Genomic DNA, 10,523 nt, shown 5'->3' with positions numbered 1-10,523 from the left:
GCAGGGTGCCGGTCGTCCGCAGGGTGACCGTCCTGCGTGGCAGGACCGCCGCCCGAGTGGTGACCGTCCGCAGGGTGCCGGTCGTCCGCAGGGTGACCGTCCTGCGTGGCAGGACCGCCGCCCGAGTGGTGACCGTCCGCAGGGTGGTGGGCGTCCGCAGGGTGACCGTCCCGCGTGGCAGGACCGCCGCCCGAGTGGTGACCGTCCGCAGGGGCAAAGTCGTCCGCAGGGTGCTGGTCGTCCGCAGGGTGATCGCCCGGCGTGGCAGGACCGCCGCCCGAGTGGGGACCGGCCTCAGGGCGGGCGCCCCGCGGGGCAGGACCGGCGGCCTGACGCGGAGACCGAAGTACGTCGGCCCGCCGGGCCGGCTCTGCCGGAGTGGGTCGACCCCCGTGACCTCGACCAGTCGGTCCGGTCGGCGCTGCGCGGGCTCGACTCCCGCAACGCCGACACCGTGGCCCGGCACCTCGTGGCCGCAGGCGGACTGCTCGACGACGAGCCCGAACTGGCTCTCGAGCACGCCCGCGCGGCTCGCGACCGGGCGTCCCGGATCGCCGCCGTCCGCGAGGCCGTCGGCGTTGCCGCGTACCACGCAGGCGACTACGCCGAGGCCGCCCGCGAACTCCGGGCGTACGCCCGGATGAGCGGGGACGACAGCTATCGCGCGGTCCTGGCCGACTGTGAGCGCGCCCTCGGCCGGCCGGAGAACGCCCTGCGGCTGGTCCAGGACGCGCTGAGCTCCGAGCCCGGCGAGGAGGAGCTCGTGGAGCTGCGACTCGTGGAGTCCGGAGCACGGCAGGACCTGGGGGAGGCGGCAGCCGCTGCACTCGTGCTGGAGGCTGCGCTCGGCGGACGCCCGACCCCGGCCGCGCTGGGCAACCCGGACCTCGGCCAGCTCCGACTCGCCACCGCCTACGCCGAGCTGCTCGACGCCCGCGGTGAAGAGGAACTGGCCGGCGACTGGTTCGCCGCCATCGCCGCAGCCGACCCCGACGACCTCACCGGCGTCGCAGCCCTCTTCGCCGACGAGGACGACGAGGACGACGAGGACGACGCCACCGGCGACCCGGCTGTCGACGGTCCGGCCGCCGATGACCAGGTCGTCGAGGAGCAGGTCGCTCAGGAGGAGGCCGTCGCGCAGCAGGACGGGGCGGCGGACCCGGCCGACGGCGACCACCCCGGTGCGGATGACGCCGCCCAGCTCCCCACCACCGAGATCGGCGGGGTGGAGTTCGCGGACGTCGACTTCGGCGACGTCTCGGCCGATGACATCGAGGCCGAGGTGGCCGAGCTCCTCGGCGAGACCCCACCGCCCGTGGAGCGGGACCACACGCGCCTGTTCCAGGAGGCGCCGGGGCACGATGTCCCGGAGCAGGAGCCACCGACGGACTGAGCACCGTCGTCCACACCGGCCAGGTACGTCCACAGACCGTGGGCGCACCTGGCCGGTGTGCGTTCCGGGCCGCGAGGCTCCCTGCATGAGCCTCGCTGTCATCGACCGGAACGACGTCGTCCTGCGCGGTCGGCTGTCCGCCGCACCCGAGCTGCGCCCGCTGCCCAGCGGCGACACCCTGCTGGTGTTCAAGCTCGTCGTCCGCCGGGACAGCCCGCGGCCTCGGGGGCCGAAGTCCGACGTGATCACCTGCGTCAGCCTGCTGCCGGGCCTGCAGCGCTACGCAGCCGCCTGGACAACCGACGACGTGGTGGAGGTGGAGGGAGCGCTGCAGCGCCGGTTCTGGCGGACCCCCACCGGCACGGCGGTCGCCTACGAGGTCACCTGTCGGCGCGGCCGCAAGGTCGCCCGGGCAGCGCAACGGCCATCCGCACAGTCGGGGTGAGCTGCGCGCGCTCCCCGGTCCGGGTCGGCCGCCGGTCAGTCCCCGTGCGGGCGCAGCACCAGGCCGGTGCGGGGCTTGGGCACGAAGAGCGTCGACTTGCGGGGCATCCGCGCCCCGGCCCGCGCGACCGCCGCGACATCGGCCGGCGACGGTGAACGCAGCAGCAGGGCCACCCCGCCTCGCTCCTCGGCCAGCCGCAGCGCCTCCTCGACGTCATGGGCGACCAGCACCGACGACGGGTCGTCCGGGCGCCCCCAGACACCGGCCAGCAGGGCCGCGTGGGCGAGGACGACGTCCAGCCGGCGCCAGGCCGTGGGCGCCTCGGCCGGCACGGCTGCCCGCATCGCCGGCGACGGTTCGGACAGTTCGGCGACCCGGCGCCCGTCGGTGAGCAGGAACGTGCCGTCTGCGCCGCTGTCCAGCCAGTCCGCGACCACTGCTCGGACGCCGCCGGACGGTGGGACGTCGCGGATCGTGAACCCGGCAGCCGCCGACTCCAGGGCGGTCGACATCGAGAGGTCCGGCACCACCCGGTGGATGGCCCGGACGCGGAGCCCGCCGGCCCCCATCGGGGTCACCAGCGCCAGCACGCTGCCGTGCCCGGCCCGACTGCGCTGGTGGTCGCGGGCGGCGGCGAAGCGGTGGTGCCCGTCGGCGATCACGGCGGCGGTCCCGGCCAGGGCGCGGGTCAGCCGGTCCAAGAGCGCTCGGTCGGTGACCCGCCACAGCCGGTGCACCACCCCGTCGGGATCGGCGACCTCGAGCGTGGGCGGGAGCTCCCCGGTCTGCCGGGTCAGCGCTGCCACCTCCGGGTCAGGGTCGTGCGCGAGGACGATCGGCTCCAGGTCGGTGTCGGTCGCTGCCAGCAGCGCGGCCCGACCGGCCACCGCCGGGGGGAAGGTGTCCTCGTGCGGGAGCACGGCCACCGACCCGGCAGCGGGCAGGGTCACCGCGCCCAGCCAGCCAACCGTGGGCTCGGCCCCCGGGGTGGCCATCTCGTACCGCCACAGCGCGGGGACCCGGTCGCGGACCAGCACGTCTGCGGCCAGCCAGGCCTGCAGCGTCGCCCCGGCGACGGCCGCGGACCGGTGGTCGCGCTCGGCGCGGGGCACCTCTCGTCCCGGCAGCGGCTCGACGTCGGGCAGGATCAGGCGGACGATGTTGTGCGGATCGGCGGCGGCCAGACGGTCCCGCCCCGCCGGGTTCACCAGGTCGTAGGCCGGTGAGCTCACCCGCGCCAGGTGGTCGGCGTCGTGCTCTCGGTAGGTGAGGGCGCGGAACGGCCGGACGTCGAGGCCCGTCACGTCGGGAGGCGGGGCGTCCGCCGACGTCGTGGGCAGGGAGTCGTCGAGGGCACGGAGTCGATCGTAGGAGCGCCCGCACCGAGGACCGGAGGGGTGCCTGCCGACACGGCAGCGCGTGCAGCGCCGGGGAGGCGCGGGGGAGGAGCTGCGATGGTGGACCCGGGACAGCCGGACGGCGGCGTCTACGACTGGTACCAGCGGGGGCTGCACCTGCTGGGCGACGGCAACCCCGATGCGGCCGCGACCCTGCTCGCCCGCGCACTGGCTGCCGAACCCGGTTCGCGGAGCGTCCGGGAGGCGCTCGCCCGGGCCCAGTACGACGCCGGCCGGTACCGCGAGGCGATCGAGAGCTTCCGTGAGCTCATCGCGGCCGACCCGGCGGACGATTACGCCCAGTTCGGCCTCGGGCTGGCAGCCAGCCGGGCCGGCGACCTGGAGCTCGCCGCCGAACACCTCGCGCTGGCCGTGGCGATGCGTCCGGACCAGGGCCACTACGCCCGGGCGCTGCGGAGGGTCCGGGCCCGGCGGGGGATGGCGACGGAACTGCCCTGAGGGCCGGCTCCCGGGCCGCTGCGACAGGATGACGGCGTGAGCTCCGACGCCGGGTCCAGCCCGCGCACCACCGACGCCCGCCCGCTCCTGGCCGCAGGCACCGACACCCCACCCACCCGGGCCTACGACGTGGCCCTCCTCGACCTCGACGGCGTCGTCTACGTCGGCCCCGTCGCCGTCCCCGGGGTGCCCGCGGCCCTGGAGATCGCCCGGGACGACGGCATGCGGCTGGGCTTCGTCACCAACAACGCCGCGCGGACGCCGGAGCAGGTGGCCACCCACCTCACCGAGCTCGGCATCCCGGCCGCGCCCGACGACGTCATCACCAGCTCGCAGGCCGCCGCGTCCGTCGTGGCCGGGCTGGTCGGGCCGGGCGCCCGGGTGCTGCCGGTCGGCGGTCCGGGCGTCTCGGCCGCCCTGTCCGCAGCCGGTCTGACGGTGGTCGAGCGGGCGGAGGACGAACCGGCCGCCGTCGTCCAGGGCTACGGGCCGCAGGTCGGCTGGGCGCAGCTGGCCGAGGCGGTGGTGGCGGTGCGGCAGGGCGCCCGGCACGTCGCCACGAACACCGACGCGACGATCCCCTCACCGCGGGGCGTGCTGCCCGGCAACGGTGCGCTGGTCGGCGTCGTCAGCACGGTCACCGGGCAGCAGCCGCTGGTCACCGGCAAGCCCGACCCGGCCATGCACGCCGAGTGCGTCCGCCGGACCGGTGCCCGCCGGCCGCTGGTGGTCGGCGACCGGCTGGACACCGACATCGAGGGTGCCCGGCGGGCCGACGCGGCCAGCCTCCTCGTGTTCTCCGGGGTGGCCTCTCCCGCCGACCTGCTCGCCGCCGGTCCGGTGCACCGGCCGGACCTCATCTCCGCCGATGCCGCCGGGCTGCTCGTCGCGCACCCGGCCGTGACCCCGGTCGAGGCCCCGGGCGCCTGGCAGTGCGGCGGCTGGGAGGCCGCCACCGACGGGGAGGAGCTCACGCTGCGCGCCATCGGGCCGGAGCGCCAGGGTGCCGACGGGCTGGACGGGATCCGCGCGCTCGCCGTCGCGCACTGGGCGCAGCACCCCGGCGAAGGGCGGCCGGCGGTGCCGCGCGCCGGTGACGACGCCGCGGCCGAGGTGCTCGCCGGCTGGGGCCTGACCGGCGGGTGAGTGTCGGGCAGGCCAGCGGGACCGGCGGGTCAGAGGAGCGAGCGCAGCCGCAACATGTCGCGGAGACCTGCCTCGAGCTTGATCCGGCCCGACGCCCAGGCCGGCCCGAAGGACAACTGCCCCGACGTCAGGGCGAGCAGGTCGTCGCTGGTCATCGTCAGCCGGATGTCGGCCTTGGGCACCGACGGCCCGTCCGGCACGGCGGCCATGTCGTGCACCGAGCCGCGGGCCAGCCGGCCGGCGACCACGTGGTCGAGGTCGGTCAGCCGGCAGGAGACGCTGCGGTCCAGGTCCCGCGCGCCCTCCTTCGCGGCCAGTTTCCCGACGAAGTCGTCCAGGGCGATCATGCACTCGTCGAGCGTCGCCACGTGTGGTGCCTCCTCCAGCCGATGACCGGGCTCGTCCCGGCCGGTCGGTCGGAGCGGGACGCTACCGGCGATGGCGTCGCGCCGGCCGGGCGGTCCGCGGAGGCAGGCCGTGGCCGTGGGTCGGGGACGGGTCCACCGACTCCTCCGGTGCGCCGTCGCCGGTCGGTGGCGGCCGGTAGCCTGCCAGGTGGTCGCCGAGTCCTCGGCGCCCCGGGACCGGCAGCTGCCGGCTCCGGTGAGAACCGTCGGTGGAGGAGGAGCCCGTGAGCGTGCCCGGCCAGCCACGCCCGGTCCCGAGCCCTCCCGGCGGCGCGCGGCCCGGTCCGGTCCCTCCGGCCGGCCCCGACCCGGTCCCGGAGGCCACGGCGGGGTCGACGGCGCCCGGCGGCCCGGGAGCACCCCCCTTCGCCGACCTGGCCGGGCGGCCGGTGGCCGAGCACGTCGCGGTGTTCGAGGCCGAGCACGAGCGGCTGCAGCGCGAACTGTCCACCATCGACCAGCTCTGATGGCCCGCCGCAGCCGGCTCGACGCCGAGCTCGTGCGCCGCGGGCTGGCCCGTTCCCGCGAGGACGCCGTCGCCCTGATCGCCGAGGGGCGGGTCACCGTCGGGGGGCAGGCCGCCACCAAGCCGGCCACCGGTGTGGAGGCGGGCACCCCCGTCGTCGTCCGCACCGATCATGACGAGCCCCGGTGGGTCTCCCGCGGGGCGCACAAGCTGATCGGTGCCCTCGACGCGTTCGGTGTCCCCGTCGAGGGCCGGCGCGCCCTGGACGCCGGCGCCTCCACCGGTGGCTTCACCGAGGTGCTGCTGAGCCGCGGTGCCCGGGAGGTCGTCGCGGTCGACGTCGGGTACGGCGAGCTCGCCTGGTCACTGCGCACCGACGAGCGGGTCGCCGTCCACGAGCGGACGAACGTCCGCGAGCTGACCCCCGAGGCGGTCGGCGGCGTCACCGACCTGGTCGTGGCCGACCTGTCCTTCATCTCCCTGCGCCTGGTACTGCCGGCGCTGACCGGCTGCGCCGGGCTCGACGCCGACCTGCTGCCGATGGTCAAGCCGCAGTTCGAGGTCGGCCGGCACCGGCTCGGCTCGGGCGGCGTCGTCCGCGACCCCGACCACCGCGCCGACGCGGTCGCCACCGTGGCGGCAGCCGCCGCCGAGCTCGGCTGGGGCACCGCGGGGGTGGTGGCCAGCCCGTTGCCCGGCCCGGCCGGCAACGTGGAGTTCTTCCTCTGGCTCCGCCGGGACGCACCCCCACCGGACCAGGCAGACATCGCCCGAGCAGTTCAGGAAGGACCACAGTGACCGAGCCCCAGCCAGGCGCACCGGCGGGCACCCCCGACGAGGCCTGCCCGGCTCCTCGGCGGGTGCTGCTGGCCGTGCACACCGGACGCGCCGACATCGTCGGTCTCGCCCGGTCCGCCGCTGCCCGGCTCGCCGAGGCCGGCATCGTGGTCCGGCTGCTCGACGACGAGGCCGAGGCGATGGCCGTCCCCGGCGCGGAGGTCTGCCCCTTCGGGCCCGAGGCGGCCGAGGGCGTGGAGATCGTGCTCGTCTTCGGCGGCGACGGCACCTTCCTGCGCGCCGCCGAGCTGGCGCGCAGCACCGATGCAGCGATCACCGGGGTGAACCTCGGCCGGGTCGGCTTCCTGGCCGAGACCGAGCCCGAGGCGGTCGAGGAGATGATCGCCGCGGTGCAGCGCTGCGAGTACGACGTGGAGGAGCGGCTCACCCTGGAGGCGACCGTGCTGGACGCCGAGGGCCGGCCCACCGGCGAGGGCACCTGGGCGCTCAACGAGGTCTCGGTGGAGAAGGTCGAACGGGCCCGGGTGCTCGACGTCGTCCTCGAGGTCGACGGGCACCCGCTGACCAGCTTCGGCTGCGACGGCATCCTCTGCGCGACACCGACCGGGTCGACCGCCTACGCGTTCTCCGCCGGTGGCCCGGTCGTCTGGCCCGACGTGGAGGCGCTGCTGCTCGTGCCGACCAACGCCCACGCCCTGTTCGCCCGGCCGCTGGTCACCTCACCGACGTCGGTGCTGACCATCGCCGTCCCGCCCGACGGCACCCGGGCCCGGGTGTCCGCCGACGGCCGGCGGATCGTCGACGTGCCGGACGGCGGCCGGGTCGAGGTGCGGCGTTCCGAGCGGCCGGTGCGGATCGCCCGGATGAACCCGACCGCCTTCGGGGACCGGCTGGTCGCCAAGTTCGGGCTGCCGGTGCGCGGCTTCCGGGACGCCCGGTCGCACGGTCCCGGTCACGAGGCGCCCATCGGGCGCACCAACGTGCTCACCGGCGACGTCAACACCAGCGACGGCGCCCTGCGGACCCCGGAGGAGGTGGGCGGTGGCCACCCGGACGGCGAAGCGTGAGCGGTCGGCTCCGCAGCCGGGGCCCGCGCAGTCGAACAACGGCGCGCTGTCGGAACTGCACATCCACGGGCTGGGCTCCATCGACGACGTCACCTTGGAGCTCGGCCCCGGCCTGACCGTGGTCACCGGGGAGACCGGCGCCGGCAAGACGATGGTGGTGACCGGTCTGAGCCTGCTCTTCGGCGGGCGGGCGGACCAGGGGCGGATCCGCGCCGGGGTCCGGGCCGGCGTCGAGGGCCGGCTAGTGCTGCCGCCGGAGTCGCCGGTGTGGGCCCGCGCCGCCGACGCCGGCGCCGAGCCCGACGAGGACGGCAGCCTGATCCTGGCCCGCACGTTCAGCGCCGAGGGGCGCTCCCGGGCGCACCTGGGTGGCCGGAGCGTGCCGGTCGGTGTGGTCGCCGAGCTGGCCGAGGACGTGCTCGCGGTCCACGGGCAGACCGATCAGCTGCGGCTCACCCGCCCGGCCGAGCAGCGGCGGGCGCTGGACCGGTACGCGGGCGCGGCGCACCTGGCCCTGGTCGAGGAGCACCGCACGGCTCACGCCACCTGGCGGCAGCTGGCCGACGACCTGGATCGCCGCCGCGGCCAGGCCCGAGAGCTGGCCCAGGCCGCCGACGTGCTCCGGCACGGCCTGGAGGAGATCGCCGCCGTCGCACCGGAGCAGGGTGAGGACGTCGACCTCGACACCCTGGCCAAGCGGCTCGGGGACGCCGACGCGCTGCGGGAGGTCGCCGACACCGCCCGGCTGGCCCTCGTCGGCGACGTCACCGGCGACCTCGGCGGGGACGGTGACCTCCCGCAGGACGCCACCAGTGCGCTCGCCACCGCGGAGCGGGCGCTGGCCTCCTCCGACGACCCGACCCTGGTGCTGCTCGCCCAGGACCTCGCCGACGCCGTGGCCGTGGTCTCCGACGTCGGCGTCCAGCTGGCCAGCTACGTCGCCGACCTGGACGCCGACCCGGCGCGGCTGGCCGAGGTGCTGGACCGCCGCGCGGTGATCACCGCGCTGGTCCGCAAGTACGCCGACGCGGGAGACGGGCTGGCCGGGGTGCTGGCCTGGTCCGCCGACGCCGCGGACCGGTTGTCCCAGCTCGACGTCTCCGACGAGGCGCTGGCGACGCTGGAGGCCGAGCGGGACGCCGCCCGCACCGAGCTGGCCGCCCTGTCCGCCCGGGTCACCGCCGGCCGCGAGGCGGCGGCGGAGGGCTTCGCCACCGAGGTGGGGGAGGAGCTGGCCGGGCTGGCGATGAAGAACGCGCAGGTCTCCTTCCGGATCGACACCGACCCGGACCAGCCCGGCCCGGAGGGTTCCGACGAGGTCGTCCTGCTGCTGTCACCGCACCCGGGTGCCCCGGCCCGGCCGGTGCACAAGGGGGCCTCGGGCGGTGAGCTGTCCCGGGTCATGCTGGCCATCGAGGTGGTGTTCGCCGGCGCCGACCCGGTGCCGGTGATGGTCTTCGACGAGGTCGACGCCGGGGTGGGCGGTCAGGCGGCCGGCGAGATCGGCCGACGGCTGGCCCGGCTGGCCCGGGAGCACCAGGTCGTCGTCGTCACCCACCTGGCGCAGGTCGCCGCGTTCGCCGACACCCACCTGGTGGTGGACAAGTCACCGGACACCGCCCTGGGGGTCACCGCCACCGACATCCGGGCGGTGCGGGACGAGGACCGGGTCCGGGAGCTGGCCCGGATGCTGTCCGGCCTGGCCGACAGCGACACCGGCCAGGCGCACGCCCGCGAGCTCCTCGCCGTGGCAGCCGAACGCGGCCGCTGAGGGCGCAGGGCACCGACGGCCCCGTCCAGAGGCTCGCCCCGAGCTTGCGAGGGGGTGAGGGGGCGGGGTCCTTCAACTCTTTCAGGGGCGCCTGGCGTACCCGGCCAGGCCGAACTGCAGCAGCGCGAGCCCGCGCCGGCCGCGGGCCCGCAGCTCGGCCACCAGCTCCGGGCCCGACGCACCGGCCAGCACCCGGTCCCGGGCCAGTTCCAGCAGCGCCGAGTACAGACCCATGACGGCGTTCGCGGCCAGCCACGGCTCCAGCTCCCCGGCGGACGCGCGGGTCTCCAAGGTGATCTGCTCGGCCAGCGTGTCGGTCAGCGCACCGAGGATCTCGCGCTCCCGGGCCTGCAGCGTCCGGCTGGCGCGGATGACCCGGGCCATCTCCGCGACGCCCTCGGCTGCCGCGGGGGAGCCGAGCTGGCTGACCGCGGCGACGACGAAGCTGCCCGCCGCGGTGGCCGCGGACTCCCCGGCCGGGCGTCGGCGGACGGCGTCCAGCAGCGCGGCGCGCATCGGGGGGTCGGCCTCGAAGACCAGCCCTTCCTTGACCGGGAAGTGGTTGAAGACGGTCTTCTCCACGACGCCGGCGCGCTGGGCGATCTCGAGCACGCTGACGTGGTCGAAGCCGCGGGCGGCGAACAGCTCGGCCGCCGCGTCGACGATGGCCTCGCGGGTCCGCAGGCGCCGCTGCTCCCGCAGGTCGGGGCCCCGACGTTCCCGGCGACGGGCCCGGCGGCCGGGGCCGGACGCATCCGCGGCGTCAGCCGCCTGCGGACCGGCTGCCTCGGGTGCCCGGTCGGCCGGCACCTCGGCCGCGGGCTCGGCCGGCAGACGTTCCGTCGTGTTCGGCGCAACCGCTGAGGTGGACACCGCGGCGGTGGGCACCGCGGCGGTGGGCGCGGTGACAGGAGGTGCAGTCACAGGTGCGGTGACGGGGGACGCCGTGACGGGCGTGGGCAGGACGGCGGCGGGCACCGGCGGCCGGGACGGCAAGGGGACCACCCGGGCGGACGGCGGATCCGCGTCCTCGGCCGTTGCGCCCGCCGGCTCGCGGGCGACGGTGTTCATGGGCTCGACGTCCGGCGCGTCGGCGTCGTCGGCGAGCAGGTCGGTCGCTGTACTCCGGCGCGCGGAGGCCCCTGCAGTCACAGCAGTCACGCTAGTGACGAGC

The 10,523-nt window shown here is 76.5% G+C and carries 11 protein-coding genes; 8 read left to right on the top strand and 3 right to left on the bottom strand.

The window, feature by feature from the left end; genetic code table 11:
• Positions 1-454 precede the first annotated feature (454 nt).
• Both O2W18_RS11815 and O2W18_RS11810 read left to right on the top strand, forming a co-directional pair.
• Positions 455-1,393, top strand: coding sequence for a tetratricopeptide repeat protein (locus O2W18_RS11815; protein ID WP_269187704.1), 939 nt, complete (start codon positions 455-457; stop codon positions 1,391-1,393).
• 85 nt (positions 1,394-1,478) lie between these two features.
• The gene (locus O2W18_RS11810) at positions 1,479-1,838 is read left to right on the top strand and encodes a single-stranded DNA-binding protein (RefSeq protein ID WP_269187703.1); all 360 of its coding nucleotides are present in this window, start codon (positions 1,479-1,481) and stop codon (positions 1,836-1,838) included.
• 35 nt (positions 1,839-1,873) lie between these two features.
• Here O2W18_RS11810 and O2W18_RS11805 read toward each other — a convergent pair whose 3' ends face one another.
• Positions 1,874-3,142: a DUF1015 domain-containing protein gene (locus O2W18_RS11805; protein WP_269187702.1), complete on the bottom strand. Its 1,269-nt coding sequence runs from the start codon at positions 3,140-3,142 to the stop codon at positions 1,874-1,876.
• A gap of 150 nt (positions 3,143-3,292) precedes the next feature.
• Between O2W18_RS11805 and O2W18_RS11800 the strand changes: the two genes are divergently transcribed.
• Positions 3,293-3,694, top strand: a complete 402-nt coding sequence (locus tag O2W18_RS11800; RefSeq protein WP_269187701.1) for a tetratricopeptide repeat protein — start codon at positions 3,293-3,295, stop codon at positions 3,692-3,694.
• A 36-nt stretch (positions 3,695-3,730) separates the two neighbouring features.
• Positions 3,731-4,840 carry an HAD-IIA family hydrolase gene (locus O2W18_RS11795; RefSeq protein ID WP_269187700.1) on the top strand — a complete coding sequence of 370 codons (1,110 nt, stop codon included), beginning with the start codon at positions 3,731-3,733 and terminating at the stop codon, positions 4,838-4,840.
• A 29-nt stretch (positions 4,841-4,869) separates the two neighbouring features.
• On the opposite strand, the gene O2W18_RS11790 is transcribed toward O2W18_RS11795, so the two are convergent.
• Positions 4,870-5,208 (bottom strand): alkyl sulfatase C-terminal domain-containing protein, encoded by a 339-nt coding sequence (locus tag O2W18_RS11790; protein WP_269158619.1) that lies wholly within the window; start codon positions 5,206-5,208, stop codon positions 4,870-4,872.
• A gap of 263 nt (positions 5,209-5,471) precedes the next feature.
• Here O2W18_RS11790 and O2W18_RS11785 point away from each other — a divergent pair, with 263 nt between their 5' ends.
• Genes O2W18_RS11785 through recN form a run of 4 tightly spaced genes read left to right on the top strand, consistent with a single transcriptional unit; the run spans position 5,472 to position 9,349 of the window.
• Complete coding sequence (locus O2W18_RS11785; protein WP_269187699.1) at positions 5,472-5,714, top strand: hypothetical protein; 243 nt, start codon at positions 5,472-5,474, stop codon at positions 5,712-5,714.
• Positions 5,714-6,511, top strand: a complete 798-nt coding sequence (locus O2W18_RS11780; RefSeq protein WP_269187698.1) for a TlyA family RNA methyltransferase — start codon at positions 5,714-5,716, stop codon at positions 6,509-6,511. Before O2W18_RS11785 ends, O2W18_RS11780 begins: the two co-directional genes overlap by 1 nt.
• Complete coding sequence (locus O2W18_RS11775) at positions 6,508-7,578, top strand: NAD kinase (RefSeq protein ID WP_269187697.1); 1,071 nt, start codon at positions 6,508-6,510, stop codon at positions 7,576-7,578. Before O2W18_RS11780 ends, O2W18_RS11775 begins: the two co-directional genes overlap by 4 nt.
• On the top strand, positions 7,553-9,349 hold the full coding sequence (recN, locus tag O2W18_RS11770) for a DNA repair protein RecN (RefSeq protein ID WP_269187696.1): 1,797 nt from the start codon (positions 7,553-7,555) through the stop codon (positions 9,347-9,349). Before O2W18_RS11775 ends, recN begins: the two co-directional genes overlap by 26 nt.
• Positions 9,350-9,430: 81 nt before the next feature.
• On the opposite strand, the gene O2W18_RS11765 is transcribed toward recN, so the two are convergent.
• Positions 9,431-10,501 carry a TetR/AcrR family transcriptional regulator gene (locus tag O2W18_RS11765; RefSeq protein ID WP_269187695.1) on the bottom strand — a complete coding sequence of 357 codons (1,071 nt, stop codon included), beginning with the start codon at positions 10,499-10,501 and terminating at the stop codon, positions 9,431-9,433.
• Positions 10,502-10,523: the final 22 nt, after the last annotated feature.

The organism is Modestobacter sp. VKM Ac-2983 (assembly GCF_026967885.1).
Lineage (GTDB): Bacteria > Actinomycetota > Actinomycetes > Mycobacteriales > Geodermatophilaceae > Modestobacter.
This window is presented reverse-complemented; position numbering and strand designations above follow the sequence as displayed.